Origin of the sequence: Cryobacterium sp. MP_3.1 (genome assembly GCF_035984795.1) — a bacterium.
Lineage (GTDB): Bacteria > Actinomycetota > Actinomycetes > Actinomycetales > Microbacteriaceae > Cryobacterium > Cryobacterium zongtaii.
Window position 1 is genome coordinate 1 of record NZ_JAXCHV010000015.1, and the last position, 14,215, is coordinate 14,215.

The 14,215-nt window shown below is 69.7% G+C and carries 14 protein-coding genes; 2 read left to right on the top strand and 12 right to left on the bottom strand.

All coding sequences use genetic code 11. The features are described 5' to 3' along the window. Positions 1-163: 163 nt before the first annotated feature. From RCH12_RS10925 to RCH12_RS10945, 5 genes are all read right to left on the bottom strand, one after another. The gene (locus RCH12_RS10925) at positions 164-523 is read right to left on the bottom strand and encodes a hypothetical protein (RefSeq protein WP_327016872.1); all 360 of its coding nucleotides are present in this window, start codon (positions 521-523) and stop codon (positions 164-166) included. Between the two features lie 163 nt (positions 524-686). Continuing rightward, positions 687-2,717 carry a glycogen debranching N-terminal domain-containing protein gene (locus tag RCH12_RS10930; protein WP_327016873.1) on the bottom strand — a complete coding sequence of 677 codons (2,031 nt, stop codon included), beginning with the start codon at positions 2,715-2,717 and terminating at the stop codon, positions 687-689. Between the two features lie 66 nt (positions 2,718-2,783). Beyond that, positions 2,784-3,692, bottom strand: coding sequence for a carbohydrate ABC transporter permease (locus RCH12_RS10935; protein ID WP_327016874.1), 909 nt, complete (start codon positions 3,690-3,692; stop codon positions 2,784-2,786). Then, complete coding sequence (locus RCH12_RS10940) at positions 3,689-4,783, bottom strand: carbohydrate ABC transporter permease (RefSeq protein ID WP_327016875.1); 1,095 nt, start codon at positions 4,781-4,783, stop codon at positions 3,689-3,691. The genes RCH12_RS10935 and RCH12_RS10940 overlap by 4 nt, the downstream gene beginning before the upstream one ends. Before the next feature lie 6 nt (positions 4,784-4,789). Beyond that, the gene (locus RCH12_RS10945; protein ID WP_327016876.1) at positions 4,790-6,049 is read right to left on the bottom strand and encodes a sugar ABC transporter substrate-binding protein; all 1,260 of its coding nucleotides are present in this window, start codon (positions 6,047-6,049) and stop codon (positions 4,790-4,792) included. 200 nt (positions 6,050-6,249) lie between these two features. Between RCH12_RS10945 and RCH12_RS10950 the strand changes: the two genes are divergently transcribed. Next, positions 6,250-7,305, top strand: a complete 1,056-nt coding sequence (locus RCH12_RS10950) for a LacI family DNA-binding transcriptional regulator (protein WP_327016877.1) — start codon at positions 6,250-6,252, stop codon at positions 7,303-7,305. Positions 7,306-7,339: 34 nt separating this feature from the next. Here the strand turns inward: RCH12_RS10950 and RCH12_RS10955 are convergent, their stop codons facing one another. From RCH12_RS10955 to RCH12_RS10985, 7 genes are all read right to left on the bottom strand, one after another. Continuing rightward, positions 7,340-7,969 carry a hypothetical protein gene (locus tag RCH12_RS10955; protein ID WP_327016878.1) on the bottom strand — a complete coding sequence of 210 codons (630 nt, stop codon included), beginning with the start codon at positions 7,967-7,969 and terminating at the stop codon, positions 7,340-7,342. Beyond that, on the bottom strand, positions 7,966-8,541 hold the full coding sequence (locus tag RCH12_RS10960) for a DUF6286 domain-containing protein (RefSeq protein WP_327016879.1): 576 nt from the start codon (positions 8,539-8,541) through the stop codon (positions 7,966-7,968). Before RCH12_RS10960 ends, RCH12_RS10955 begins: the two co-directional genes overlap by 4 nt. Then, a complete protein-coding gene (locus RCH12_RS10965; RefSeq protein WP_327016880.1) occupies positions 8,541-8,930 on the bottom strand; it encodes a hypothetical protein in 390 nt (129 codons plus the stop codon). Before RCH12_RS10965 ends, RCH12_RS10960 begins: the two co-directional genes overlap by 1 nt. After that, positions 8,930-9,118: a DUF2273 domain-containing protein gene (locus RCH12_RS10970; RefSeq protein WP_327016881.1), complete on the bottom strand. Its 189-nt coding sequence runs from the start codon at positions 9,116-9,118 to the stop codon at positions 8,930-8,932. The genes RCH12_RS10965 and RCH12_RS10970 overlap by 1 nt, the downstream gene beginning before the upstream one ends. Further along, entirely contained in the window at positions 9,115-9,585 is a 471-nt protein-coding gene (locus RCH12_RS10975; protein ID WP_327016882.1) for an Asp23/Gls24 family envelope stress response protein, read from the bottom strand. Before RCH12_RS10975 ends, RCH12_RS10970 begins: the two co-directional genes overlap by 4 nt. A gap of 209 nt (positions 9,586-9,794) precedes the next feature. Then, positions 9,795-11,084, bottom strand: a complete 1,290-nt coding sequence (locus tag RCH12_RS10980) for an MFS transporter (protein WP_327016883.1) — start codon at positions 11,082-11,084, stop codon at positions 9,795-9,797. 11 nt (positions 11,085-11,095) lie between these two features. Further along, the gene (locus RCH12_RS10985) at positions 11,096-11,683 is read right to left on the bottom strand and encodes a helix-turn-helix domain-containing protein (RefSeq protein WP_327016884.1); all 588 of its coding nucleotides are present in this window, start codon (positions 11,681-11,683) and stop codon (positions 11,096-11,098) included. A gap of 327 nt (positions 11,684-12,010) precedes the next feature. On the opposite strand from RCH12_RS10985, the gene RCH12_RS10990 reads away from it, so the two are divergent. After that, the gene (locus tag RCH12_RS10990) at positions 12,011-14,182 is read left to right on the top strand and encodes a hypothetical protein (protein ID WP_327016885.1); all 2,172 of its coding nucleotides are present in this window, start codon (positions 12,011-12,013) and stop codon (positions 14,180-14,182) included. The last annotated feature ends 33 nt before the right edge of the window (positions 14,183-14,215 follow it).

The following is a 14,215-nucleotide window of genomic DNA, read 5'->3' on the forward strand; positions in this document are numbered from 1 at the left end:
AACGTTCGCCAGCACGGCAAAAACAGCCAACGCCACCCCGGCAGCGGCCTAATAAAATGATCAGGAACAGTGTCCAGGACGCACGGGTCACCCCAGGGCGCAGCATCCTATTTTGCGACCTATCTCCTCTTAATCGTTCCTGCCTCGGTCTCAGCGGCCCCCGTCAGAAGATGACGAGCAGGATGCCGACCACGAGGCAGACGCCCAGAAGGTAGAGCGTGTTGCGCGCGGTCGAGCCGAACACCGGTTGCCGCTGCCGCCGCGCGAGAAGTGCCACCGGAACCGCCGCCGCCACCAGCACGATCAGCAGTCCGACCGCTCCGACGATGGTGGCGAAGACCTCTTCACCATCGTTCGAATTGGGATCGCCCGGCCACCAGCCGTTGGCGTCGCCGATCGCCTGGAGCCCCAGGCCGAGAACAAGCACCGGCCAGAAGGCGATGGCGACCGCGATCAGGTCGATCAGGATGACCCCGGTGATGAATAGTCGACGGCTGCGTGTCGCTTGGCTGTCGGCGATCACCAGCTCTGGTCCCGGGGCACGATGACGGCGTTGCTCTGCATGGGCCCAGCTTAGGATTGCCCACCTAGGGGACTGTCGAGTACGTCTGGTCGGCACGAACGCCAGCGCGGCGGCGATCGTGCCGGGGGTCAGGTGGGCTGGGCCATTGGGCTCGGCTGCGGGGTCAGCGGGCCGGGAGGGCCGCCTTGAGGCCGTGCACGGTGACGGCGCCGGCGACGGCCGGGGTGATCGGGGTGGAGGTCACCTCGCCGGTGGCCGGATCCGGCGAGAGGCCGAGCACGGTGCCGAGCACGGAGATCGCGGCGGCGGCGGACCAGGCCTGCGGGCGGCAGGCGGCCGGGTAGGCGCCCGCCGCGGTGACGACGGATGCGGCGTCGCCGGAGTGCAGCTCGGGCATCCGGTAGTCGAAGGATTCGGCGGCCGCGAGCAGGCCGGCGATCAGGGTGCCCGCCTCGGCGCCGAAGCCGTCGCGGCCGAGGCCGTGGATGGCGATGGCGGTGTCGTGGGTCCAGACCGAGCCGCCGTGGTAGCTCACCGGCCAGTAGCCGGCCGAGTCGGTGGACATGGTGCGGAGGCCAAATCCGGAGTTGAGCTCGGGGGAGACCAGCCGGGCGGCGACGAGGGCGGACTCCTCGGCGGAGAGCAGGCCGGTGCCGAGCAGGTGACCGATATTGCTGGTCACGGTGTCCACCGGGCGCTTGAACGCATCCAGCGCCACGGCCGGGTACCGGCCCTCGGCGGAGTCGATCCAGAACGAGGCGCGGAACCGGGTCTTGAGCTCCTCGGCCCAGGCACGCCAGGTGTCGCCGCCGGGCCGGCCGAAGGCGTCGAGCAGGTCGGCGCCACCGATCGCGGCCTGATAGGCGTAAGCCTGCACCTCGCAGAGGGCGATGGGCCCGTCGGCGAGGCTGCCGTCCCGCCACTGGATCGAGTCGCCGGAGTCCTTCCAGCCCTGGTTGGCCAGACCGTGGCCGGTGCTGTCGACGTACTCGAGAAAACCGTCGCCGTCGCTGTCCCCGAAGTCACGCATCCAGGCCAGCGCCGCCTCGAGGTGCGGCAACAGGGCCTCGACTTCGGCGTCGGGCATGCCCCAGCGTCGAGCGTCGGCCAGCAGGCAGATCCACAGCGGAGTGGCGTCGACGGTGCCGTAGTACAGCGGCGGCAGGGAGACGTCTTCGCCGGGGATGGTGAATGCGGCCGGCCGCAGCTCGTGCATGATCTTGCCGGGCTGTTCCGCGGTCTCGGCGTTGTTCTCGGTGCCCTGCAGTTCGGCGAGCAGCCGCAGCGTGGACGCCGCAAGCTCGGTGCCCACCGGCAGCAGGAACCGGGCCGCCCAGAGGGAGTCCCGGCCGAAGAGGGTGAAGAACCAGGGGGCTCCGGCGGCCAGAAAAGGCTCGTCCGGCCGGGCCGTCGTCGCCATCCGCAGCCCGGACAGGTCTTCGAGCGCCTTCTGCACCCAGTGGCCGAGGCGGGCGTCACCGGACTGCACGGTCACGCCGGCCCACTCGGGCAGCCCCGAGGCGGCCTGCACCACGGTGGCCGAGTGCTCGATGTCCACGGTCCACTGCACGGTGACGCTGCCGCGGGCGGGCACGGCCACCGACCAGTCGCCGACGACGTCGGTGACGGCGGTACTGAGCACGCCGTCACCGCTGAGACGCACGAGCGCCGACACTGTGGGCGTGGCCAGACGGATGCCGGTGCCGGTGTCCCGCCCGTCGACGACCGGGGTGTCGGGCAGCCCGGCCGGCCCGAAGACGGCTCGTTCGGCGGCCCCGGCCAGACCGGCCTTGACGATCTGCATGTCGGCGAAGTCGGGTGCCAGGCGCACGGACACCTGTGTCTCGATCGGGTGCGCCAGCCCGGAGACGATGGTGATGCTCTCGGTCAGCTGCCCGGCGGTGACCGTGCGGGTGACCTCCAGCCGCAGCCGGGGGTCGGCGGTGCGGTCGTCGAGGTGACGCAGCAGTGAGCTGAACGTCATCTCGCCGGCGCCCCGTGCGGCCGAGCCGATCGGTTCACCCGCGGCGCCCCCGACCAGCAGGCTCCAGCCGGAGAGGACCCGGGTGTCGGCGTGGTACAGGCCGTGGATCGGCAGGCTCGTGCGCCCGTCGGACCCGGACCACGCCTGGGTGGGGGCCGCCAGAACGATGGCGGAATCATGAAGCAGCGGCTGAACGGGGTGGGAAAGCATGAGGAAGGAACGACTCCAGAGGTGTTGGGTGCGGGACTGAAAAACAGGCGTGTATAAAAGGAGCGGTTACTCCTTGACGGCGCCATCGGTGGTGTTCATGATGCGTTTCTGGAAGATGAAGAACATCACCGCGACCGGGATGGTCATGATCGCCGCGGCGGCGAGCTTGAGCGGGTACTGGGTGCCCTGGCTCAGCTGCCCGGAGGCCAGCGACGCGACACCCTTGGTGAGTGTGGTCAGCTCGGCCGACTGGGTGGCCACGATGAAGTGCGACAGCTCGTTCCAGGAACCCTGGAACGACAGGATGATGATGGTCACCAGCGCCGGCCGGGCCATCGGCAGCACGATCGACCAGAACACCCGGAAGGTGCCGGCCCCGTCGATGCGGGCCTGCTCCTCGACGCTGGCGGGGATCGACTCGAAGAAGTTCTTCATGATGAACACGCCGGCGGCGTCGGTGAGGAGCGGCACGATCATGGCCACGTAGGTGTCGTAGATGCCCAGCTGGTTGATCACCAGGAACTTGGGGATCAGCAGCACCACCCCGGGCACGCTCATCACGGCGATCAGCAGCGCGAAGATCACGTTGCGGCCGCGGAAGTGCAGCCGGGCCAGGGCGTAGCCGGCCAGAGAGTTGAAGAACACCCGGCCGAGGGTGACGAAGATCGTCACGATCGCGGAGTTCTGGAACCAGACCGGGAAGTCCGAGTTGAGGAACAACCTCTCGTACGCGGCCGTGGACCAGGTTTGCGGAATCAGCGACATCGGATTGCTGGCGGCATCGCCATCCGTTTTGAAGGAGGTGGCGACCTGAACCAGGAACGGGGCGATGTAGATGATCGCGAGCACGATCAGGATCGCGTAGAGCAGCGACCGGCCGGCGATCGCCCGGGTGGGCAGTTGCTCCCGGCTGAGGTTGCGCAGCCGCTGGGAGGGGGTGCGGGGGCGCACGCGGGATCTCACGGTGGTGCTCATTTGGTACCTCCGGAGGTGGGGGTCTGCAGGTACGGGCGCATCCGTCGCACGGAGACCTTGCGTTCGGCCAGCAGAGCGCGCTGGAACAGGGTGAAGACCACGATGATCACGAACAGGATGAACGCGATCGCGGCGCCCTGCCCCCAGGCCTGGTTGGTGAAGGCCGTTTGATAGGAGAGATAGGCCGGGGTGAGCGTGGTCTTGCCCGGCCCGCCCTGGGTGCCGGTGTAGATCTGGTCGAAGACCTGCCAGGCCCCGATCAGGCCCAGGGTGAGCACGGTGAACAGGGTCGGTCGCAGCTGGGGAAGGGTGACCCGCCAAAACCGTTGCCAGCCGTTCGCGCCGTCCATCATGGCGGCCTCGACGACATCGCCGCTGAGGTTCTGCAGCGCGGCGATGAACAGCAGCATGAACGTGCCGCTGGTGGTGAACACGGCCATCAGGATGAAGGCGCTCATGGCAACGGATGGGCCGGCGAGCCATTCCCAGAAGGAGATGCCGAGGAACGAGTTGCCGGTGAGGGCCGCCGGGCCGGTCGTGACGCCGAACACGCCGAGGATGTTGTGCAGCACGCCGCTGGGGTCGTTGAACCAGTTCGGCCCGTTCACGCCGACGAAGGCGAGCAGCTTGTTGACGGCGCCGGTGGCGCTGAACAGGAACAGCCACAGCACCGTGATCGCGACCGAGCTGGTGACCGACGGAAAGTAGAACGCGGTGCGGAAGAAGCCGCGGCCGCGCAGGATCTGCCGGTTCACCAGCACCGCCAGGAACAGCGACAGCATGGTCTGGATCGGCACCACCAGCAGGACGTACCAGGCGTTGTTGCGGAGCGCCGTGCCGAAGTCCTGTTCGGCCAGGCCGCCGCCGCCGACCAGGGCGGAGTAGTTGTCGAGGCCCACAAACGACACGGTGCCGGCGAAGGGGCTGCCGCGGCCGTTCCAGTCGGAGAAGCTGACCCAGAGGGCCATCAGCACCGGGATGACGAGGAACATGCCGAGCAGGATGATCATCGGGGCGGTGAAGAGCCACCCCGAGGCGGCCTCGCCGCCCCGGATTCCGGAGCGGCGAGACGTGCGTGCGGGCGTCGACATGGGGGACTACTTCAGCAGAGCTTCGAGGTTCTGCTGCGTGGAGTCGAGGATGACTTGGGCGTCCCCGGTCTTGAGCGACTCGAGCTGTGCGTTCAGGTCGCTCACGACATCCGCGGCTCCCTGCACGTTGGGCACGCCCTTGGCGTAGTCCGCTCCGTTGAGGAAGGCCACCAGGGTGGGGTTGGCGCTCTTCCACTCTTCGGCGGCGGACTGGATCGAGGGCATCGGGCCGAACTCCTCGGAGAAGGTCAGCTGCGCGTCCTTGCTGGTGAGCTGTTCAACGAGCTCGAGCGCGGCGGCCTGGTTGGGGCTGTCGGCGGCGATGCCCCAGCAGTTGGTGAACTGCAGGGTGCCCTTGCCCTCGGGGCCTTCCGGCAACTCGGCGACCGTGTACTTGACGTCGGGGAAGTCGTTCTTCATGGCGCCGGTGATCCAGTTGCCTTCGATGGTCATTGCGGAGAGCTGCTTGCCCAACGCCTCGCCGCCCCAGCCGGCACCGATCTCGCTGGCGTAGCTCATGGATCCGTCGTTGAGCAGGGTCTGCGCGTACTCGAGGCCCGCAACGTTTTCGGCGCTGTTCGCGGTGGCCTCGGTGCTGTCTTCGTTCATCAGGCTGCCGCCGGCCTGGGCCATGAATGCGCCCAGTCGGGCGTATTCACCGCCGAGGGCGAGCCCGACGTGGTCGGGCGTGGTGAGGGTCTTGCTCACTGTCGCGAGCTCGTCCCAGGTGGTGGGGATGTCGGCATCCGTGAGCCCGGCCGCAGCCCACAGATCGGTGTTGATGATCAGCTGCAGGGTGGAGAAGTCCTTCGGGGCACAGTAGAACTCGCCGTCGTAGGTGAAGGAGTTGACCAGGCTCGGGTAGAAGTCGTCCTTGTTGGCCAGCTCGTCGCCGTAGGCGAGCAGGGAACCGTTCGACGCGTAGCCGGCGAGGGCATCCGTGGAGAGGTAGAAGACGTCGGCGGGCTTCTGCGCGGCGAAGCCCTGGGCGAGCTGCTGGTTGAGGTCGCTGGCGACGCTGACCTCGGCGTCGGTGCCGGACTCCTCGGACCAGGCGGCGACGGCGGCGTTGACGGAGGCGGTCTCGGCGTCGCCGCTGGAGCCGATGAGGATGTTCAGGCCCTGGGAGGAGTCGCTGGTGAGTTCGCCGCCGTCGGCTGCGGTGTCGCCGCCGAAGCCGGATCCGGAACCACACGCGCTGAGGGTGAGGGCGCCGGCCACGGTGAGGCCTGCGCCGATCAGCCAGCGGGAGTTGCGTCGTTGCATCTTGGTGCTCCTTCTGTCGCGCTCCAGTGCGCGTTCTTGTGTGTAGTGGTCACAGTAGCGGAATCTATTTGATCGATCAAATGTTTTCTTGGATCGATCAAAAACTGGGGGTTTTGTGGTCCTAAACGCGGTATTCTGTGGGGGATCGGTGTTGGATCGATCCATTCGCGGGCGGGTGCCTGCGTGGGGGAGGAGCGGCTATGGCTGCATTGCCGACGGTGACGGATGTCGCCCTGGCGGCCGGCGTCTCCCGCCAGACCGTCTCGAACGTGATGAACTCGCCCGGCATCGTGCGCGCCGACACCCGGGAGCGGGTCGAGGCCGCCATCGCCCAGCTGGGCTACCGCCCGCACGCCTCGGCGCGCCGGTTGCGCACCCGGCGCAGCTCCACCATCGGCATCCGGTTGGACCCGATGATCGACGGCATCTCCGGGTCGGTGCTGGACCGGTTTCTGCACGCCCTCACCGAGCAGGCCGACAAGCGAGGCCTGCGGGTGCTGCTGTTCACCGCCACCAGCCCCGAAGACGAGATCACACAGCTGCAGCGCCTGAACGACGGCGCCGACGTGGACGGGTTCGTGCTCACCTCCACCTTCGCCGGCGACCCCCGCACGAAGTGGCTGATCGAGAACGGGATCTCCTTCGTGACGTTCGGGCGGCCGTGGGGGAGCAATGACATGGACGACCCGCAGCATCTGTGGGTGGATGTGGACGGCTGGGCCGGGCTGCACCAGGCCACCCTGGCGGCGCAGGAGGCCGGCGCGCGGCGCATCGGCTACATCGGGTGGCCCAGCCCGTCGGGCACCGGCGAGGACCGCCGGCGGGGCTGGCGTGATGCGATGCTCGAGCGGGGTGACGTGTCGGAGGAGGACCTGGCCGCGCTCGAGGTGGTCACGGTCGACGGGGTCGCCGAGGGCACCGCGGCGATGCAACAGCTGCGCCGCCGCGCCGGCACCCTGGACGCGGTGCTCTGCGCGAGCGACTCGCTGGCGCTGGGCGCCATGATCGCCAACCCCTCGCGGATGCCGGTAACCGGCTACGACAACACGCCCATCGCCGCCGCGATCGGGCTCTCCAGCGTCGACCAGTCGGTGGAAGAGGTGGCCGCCGGGGTGCTCGACCTGCTCACGGGCGAGTTCAACGGCCGCGTGCACGACGCACCGGAATCGGTGGAGCCCCGGCACCGGATGGTCACGCCCCGGCTGGTGGTGCGCGAGTTCGCCGCCATCCCGATGGACGAGTCGGCGCCGGCCTGAGCGTGCGGGCGGGATCGTGGTCAGGGGCGGATGCCTAGAGCACGCGCTGGTCGTGGCCGAGCTGGGCGCGCAGCCCTGACTGGATCGTGAGGCAGCAGGGCGGCATGTGGCCCACCACAAGCGCCAGGTTGCGCACGAGGGTGTCGACTTCGTCGACCACCAGCCGGGGCGAGGTGCCCCGCCGGGGCGTGACGCTTATGTGCAACACCGCCTGGTGGCTCACCGTGAACGCTCCGACACTGCTGGCCACAAGATCGGGCCGCTTGTCGAGCGAGTTCTTCAGGGCGTCGGCTGCGAACGAGGTGTCGAGAATGACCTGATCTGCTCCGGTGCCGGCGGCTTGTTTGGTGCTGAGCGCTCGGTAAACCTCCCGGCTGCCGCTGCCGCCGCCGCCAACGCTGGCGATGATCAGGATCATGGCGATGGCGAGGAGGAGAAGCACCGCGAGGGCGGCGAGCATCCACCAGCTGAAGCCGGTGCCGGCTACCTGGCTGGCCTTCAGTTCATCGGTGACGACCTGACGGCCCTGCCGGCCGGCCTGCGCCCACCGGTCGGCCCACCAGGGCCAGAACCGCGGCGCGGATGCGGCGGCTCCGGCAGCGAGCAGGAGGAGGCCGACAAGGAAAATGAACGTGCGATTGAGCGCCCTGTTGGTGTTGTTCATGAGCCCACCGCGCCGGTCGGCTTGATGCGCACGGCCGGTTGCAGCCTGGGCGTGAGCTTGTACGAGGCGATCTCGTCGTCGACCGCGGCTCGAACCGCGCTTTCGTCGATCGGGATGCCCGAGGTGGGCGTGACATCGATGCTGGCCCGGCGATGGGACACGGCCACCACGGCCTGGCCGCGGGGCACCCGGGCAACGGTTTCGACGCGGTGGGCGATGCTCGACGCGAGAACCCCGTTGTCCACGAGCACCGCGAAGTTGTCGTGGAGCATCTGGTGCCGGGCCGTGCGGCCCGGCAGGATCGCGTGCAGCATCAGCAGCAGCCCGATCAGGGCCACCGCGATGCCGCCGGCGGTGATCGCGTCCTGCGGTTGCAGCGTCGGCAGGGCCGCCAGCCACGCCAGTGCGGCGTCGGGGGTGACGAGCAACGGTGGTTGTTCGAGCATCCGCAGCACCAGTTCGAGGCCGGCGTAGACGCAGGCCAGGATGACCAGGCTCGCGAGCACGATGGCGGCCACCGTGCGCGGCGAATGGGTTTCTCGGCGCACGATGCGGGCGTACGGTGCGCCCATCAGCGCACCCTCACATCGTCGCCGATGCGCGCACCGCTCACGCGCACGTCGACCTGGCCGACCTGGTAGCCCGTGAGGCGGGTGGTGCCGGCCCGGATCTGCGCCTGCGCATCCCGCACCCGGTGCAGCACGCTGTCGCCGGCGTCACCGGGTGTGACGGTGTCGAGGTCGGGCACGCTGATCGGGGCGACGACGCTGACGCCGAGCCGGCCACGGTCATCCTGGAGTGTCACGGTCACCTGGGCGGGTGGTACGCCGAGAGCTTCGGCAGACACGGCCCGGGCCACGGTGTTCAACGCCCGCTGCCGAACTGTTATGCGGCCCGGGAAGGTGGCGGGGCCGGCGACGGGAACAGGCGCGCGGCCGGCGCCGGTAGCCTCGGCAGGCATCAGGAGGTTCGTTTTCCGCTCAGTGCGTTGGCGAGGCCACGCAGGTCGAGCTTGCCCTCGATGATGCGGCCCAGGAGCAGCCCCACGGCCATGAACGCGGCCACGAGCAGGAAGCCCCAGAAGCCGAAGATCAGGGCCGCGAACGCGAGAACTGCCCCGACGGCGATGCCGGTGACGGTGGCGCTCATGAGACCCGCGGTTCTTCCGGTTGGCCCTGGTCTTCCGTGGGCAGGTGCACGTCGGTGACCAGGATGTTCACCTCGACGACCTCGAGGCCGACCAACCGGGTGATCGCGGTGGTGACCTGGGAGCGCACGGCGTCAGAGACCTCCTGGATCGGCGCGGGGTACTCCACGACGATGGTGACGTCGACGGCGGCCTGGGTCTCGCCGACCTCGACCTTGACGCCCTGGGTCATGTCATCCTGGCCGACCGCGCCGCGGATGGCGCCGAGCGCACGGGCACCACCGCCGCCGAGCGCGAAGACGCCAGGAACCTCGCGGGCGGCGATGCCGGCGACCTTGGAGACGACGCCGTCGGCGATCGTGGTCTTGCCGTGCACCTCACCGGCGTGGTGGTCGGAGACGAGCTTGGCGGCGCCGTCGACGCGGGCGCCGGGGATGCTGGACGTGGGGTGGATGTCTTCGTGGGCCATGGGATGCCTCCACAACAGTGTGTAGATTCCGGCCGAGCGGGTTCGTTCTGCCGGGGCGAAAGCCGCCGTACCCATGAGATGCCCAAAAACTGTATTTCGTCATGGGCTTGACCTTTTTTCCCCACGGGCTGTCGGATTCGGCCGAGCCACTGGTCGAGCGCTGCACCCGCATAACGCCGCTGGCACGACCTCAGGGCAGTCGCGGCGGCTCAGGTGTCGGTCGTCGGCACCGGCTTTCGCTCCATCTGGCGCCAGGCACCACCGGTGAGCGGGCTCAGCGTGACGAGAGTATAGGCGACGGCGATGATGCCGAAGGATGCCGCGAGGCCGATGGTGTCGGCGGCGATACCGCCGAGCAGGGCGCCGAACGGCACGCCCGCCCAGGCGCCGGCGTTGATCATGCCGAACACCCGGCCGCGCATGTGCGGGGGAACGCGTTCGAGCTCCACCGTGCCCAGGATCGGGTTGATCGCCCCGGCAGCCAGGCCGGACAGCGCGGTCATGGCGACGAGCACGGGCAGGGGAGCGCCCAGGGCGAAGGCGGCGCTCGAGGGCCCGCCGGCCAGGGCAAAGCACGCCGCAAACGTCAGCCGGCGGGGAACGCGGTGGGCGACGAAGCCGAAGGCGACGTTGCCGACCAGGGCGCATCCGCCCATGACCGCGACCAGCAGACCCAGCACGGCCGCGCCGCCCAGACGATCGTTCGCGTAGAGGGGCAGCAGAGTTGCACCGCGGGCCGCGTCGAACAGGTTCGTGATGAGAACCAGGCCCACAATCAGCCGCATCAGCGGGTCGTGGATGACAAACCGGAAGCCCTCGGCGAGGTCGGCCCAGTAGCTGGTTCGGGGCGAGTCGGAGCGGTCGGCGGCCGCGGGCTGGAGGGAGTCGGCGGGCAGAACGGCCACGAACGCCCAGGTGAGCAGTGCCGAGACCGCGAAGGTGGCGGCGTTGACGAACAGGGCTGCCATCGGCCCCACCAGCGCGACGAGCAGTCCGGCGATGGACGCGCCGATCAGCCTCGCGAAGCGCTCCGATCCGTCGAGCAGGCCGACGCTCTGCTCGAGGCGTACTCCTGCCCGAACGGTGAGGCTCGGCAACATCACCCGCCGGGCGGTCTGCCCGGGGGTGTCCAGCAGGCCGCCGGCGAACACCAAGAGAAGGAGTGCCCAGAACGGCAGGCCGACGGTGAGGGCGAGCACCGGAATGGTCAGCACGGTCGCTCCGCTGACCAGGTCGGCGACGATGGCCGCGCGGCGGTGGCCGACCCTGTCGACCACGACCCCGCCGAGCGCGCCGCCGATCACCACCGGCGCGGTGGCGAAGAACGCGGCAACGCCCACCTCGACCCCGGAGCCGCCGAGGCCGAGCACGTAAAAGGGGATGGCGAACGCGGTCACCACGTTGCCCGTCTGGGAGATGGCGTGCGCGGAGAGCAACGCGGTGAGGGAACCGGTGGCGCGGCGGTCGCGCGGGCGCGCCTCCGTGGTGGGTGTGGTCATCGGTGGGCCGGTCAGGGGCGGCGGTAGGCCTGGTAGACCAGCACCACGGGTTCGGCGCCGTCGCTGCCGGCGGGGTCGTGGCCGGCCCCGGTCTCGACCCAGCGGTCGACGAGCGCCTCGAGCTCGGCACGCATGGCGGTGAGCTCCTCCACGGTCAGGCGCAGGCTGCGGTCACCGCTGGCGGCAGCGCCGACCCACTCGCGGGGCAGGGTCGGGGTCGCGTCGATGTAGGCGGTGTACCGGGCGGCGTAGGCCTGGGCGATCGACTTCTGCAGACTCGCCGACGCGGCGAGCTGGTCGGGATCGTCGAGCAGGTCGGCGGGCTCCCAGCTGGTGAGCGCGGTGGTGGCCTGCCACCAGTGTTCGCGCTGGTCACTGCTCTGCGCCTCCGCGGGTTCGATCAACGCGATGGAGGCCAGCTTGCCCAGGTGGTAGCTGATGGTGCCGGGGGCCTCGTCCACGATGTCGCCGAGCTGCGCCGCGGTCTGTGGTCCGAGTTCGCGCAGCAGACCCAGCAGTCGCAGGCGGGTCGGATGCGCGAGCACCCGCATCGAGGCGGCCGACGTGAGCGTGGTTCGGCGGGTATCGCGGGGAGTCATGCCCTCGAGATTATAAGGACAACGACCATTGCGCAACACTCGTTGTGCAGTTTCGGCAGGGCGAGAGGTATCGGTGGAAGCGCTGCGGTGCCGGACGCGCATCCCGAACTCTGCGGGTCGTGCGCCGTTATGCGGGTGGCACGCCACCCGCATAACGGCGTCTGACCCGCATGCCTCGGCTGGCGCAGAACCCTAGCGTGGCCGCGGGGGAGTCACGCCCAAACGGACAGCCGGGGGCGTCTTTTCGCCGCTGAAGGCCGGCCGGACCTGTGGAGAGAGCTGAGGATAACTCTTGACGCGACAGAACTTAACCGGTTTAGTTGACGAATGACGTACAACGATGTTCGATCAAGCTCCTGTTCATCCGCTCACTCACGGCCGGGCCGTTTCGCCCTGGCCGCAACCCTGTCGGTCGCCCTCGTCGGCAGCGGCGCCCTGGCCGCCATGCCCGCGTCGGCGGCTACCGCCACCACTGGCACCACCACAAAAAGCACCCCGGCGGCCCTCCCGGCCGCCGAAGCATCCGCCCCGCTCACCAACCTCAGCCACCTCAACCTCCTGCTCGCCGAGGTGCCCCTGCCGGCGATCGCCGGGCACACCACCTACCAGGCCGCGGAGAATCCGGTGGTGGAGGCCCCCTGGACCTATGCCGACAAGAACGACGACGGCAGTTACAGCCCGATCGGCGGCGGTGACCTCGACCCGGCCACCGGCTACTACAGTCAGGGCGCGTTCAACGCTGACGACACCTCCCGCGCCGCCGTGGTGTACCTGCGGCACTGGCAACAGACCGGCGACACGACGAGCCGGGACCACGCCTTCCAGACCCTGCGCTCACTCACCTACCTGCAGACCACCGAGGGCCCCAACGCCGGCAACTTGGTGCTCTGGCAGCAGGTCGACGGCACCCTGAACCCCAGCGCCGAGCCCGTTGAACTGCCCGACCCGAGCGACTCGGACGAGTCCTACTGGCTCGCCCGCACCGTGTGGGCTCTCGGCGAGGGCTACGCCGCGTTCGCCGATGAAGACCCGGAGTTCGCCGCGTTCCTCGAGGAGCGCCTCAACCTCAGCCTGGCCGCCGTGAACCGCGGGTCGCTCGGCGACTACCCGAGCTTCGACGTCGCCGACGGCGACCCCGTGCCGGCCTGGCTGATCGCCGACGGCGCGGATGCGTCGGCCGAGGCCGTGCTCGGCCTCGCCGCCTACCTGCAGGCCGAACCCGCCGGCCCCACCGTGGCCGTGGCCGAAACCGCGCTCAGCCAGCTGAGCGAGGGCATCGCGGCGATGTCGACGGATGAGGGCGCCAGCGGCGACTGGCCGTTCGGCGCGATCATGCCGTGGACGAAGTCGCCCAGCCTGTGGCACGCCTGGGGCGGGCTGGCCCCAGCGGCCGTGGCGACGGCATCCGGGGTGCTCGACGACCCGACCCTGCTCGCGGCCGCGGTGCAGGACACCGCACAGTTCACCCCGCAGCTGCTCGCCGCGGGCGGACCTGACAATGCCTGGTCGCCGACCCCCGGCGAGGCGCAGATCGCCTACGGCGTCGATTCCCGGCTGCAGAGTCTGGTGGCCACCGCCGAGGCCGCCGATGCCCCCGGGCTGCTGAACCTCGCCGCGATCACCGCCGGCTGGTACTTCGGCGCGAACCCCAGCGGCCTGCCGGCGTACGACCCGGCCACGGGCACCGCTCTCGACGGCATCGAGCCGGACGGCCGGGTGAACCCCAACTCCGGCGCCGAGTCGACCATCCACGCGCTGTTCTCGATGCTCACCCTGGACGCCAACCCCGAGCTCAAGGCCGCGGCCCTGGGCGTCACCGCCACGGTGGCCACCCACGGGCTCAGCGTGGTCGAGGCCGAGTCCGGGACGATCACCGGCGGCACCGTGACCACGCCGGCCTCGGCCTGGACCGGCGAGGCCAACTGGTCCGGCGGCGCCTACGTGGACCTGGCGGCGGGCGGTACCCTGCGCATCACCGTCCCCACCGACGACCAGGCGCGCCGGGTGCACCCGATCGTGAACCAGGTCGTCGACCCCGCTGGGACGACCACGTGGACCGTCGGTAGCAAGCGGCCGGGCAAGGGCAAGGCCCCGCTCTTGGGCAGCACAGCCAACGGCGGCGCCGGCGAGCAAGGCGTCACCGAGGCGCCCGGCCAGCTACTGCCGCTGCCACTGGCCAACACCCTGCCGGGAAAGGCCAGCGAGGTCGTCGGCACGACGGATGCTGCGGCGCAGCTTGACGCGCTGCTGATCCAGCCGCTGATCTCCACGGTCGCGGTGACCGGGCCGGACGGCGACTCGACGCTGTTCGTGAGCGCCGACGTGGCTGACACGAAGCGCCGCATCGACGTGCCGCGCGGGCAGCAGCTGGTGCAGCAGGCCTTCCACGCCACCGGCCAGCCGATCGCCGACGCGCACAAGGGCAAGGGCGACAAGCGCGGCGGCACAGTGTTCATCGCCGCCGGCGGGTTCACCCAGGTGTGGTTCGAAGCCCGATGACCCGCGAATTCGACCCGACGGATGCCGCGGAGC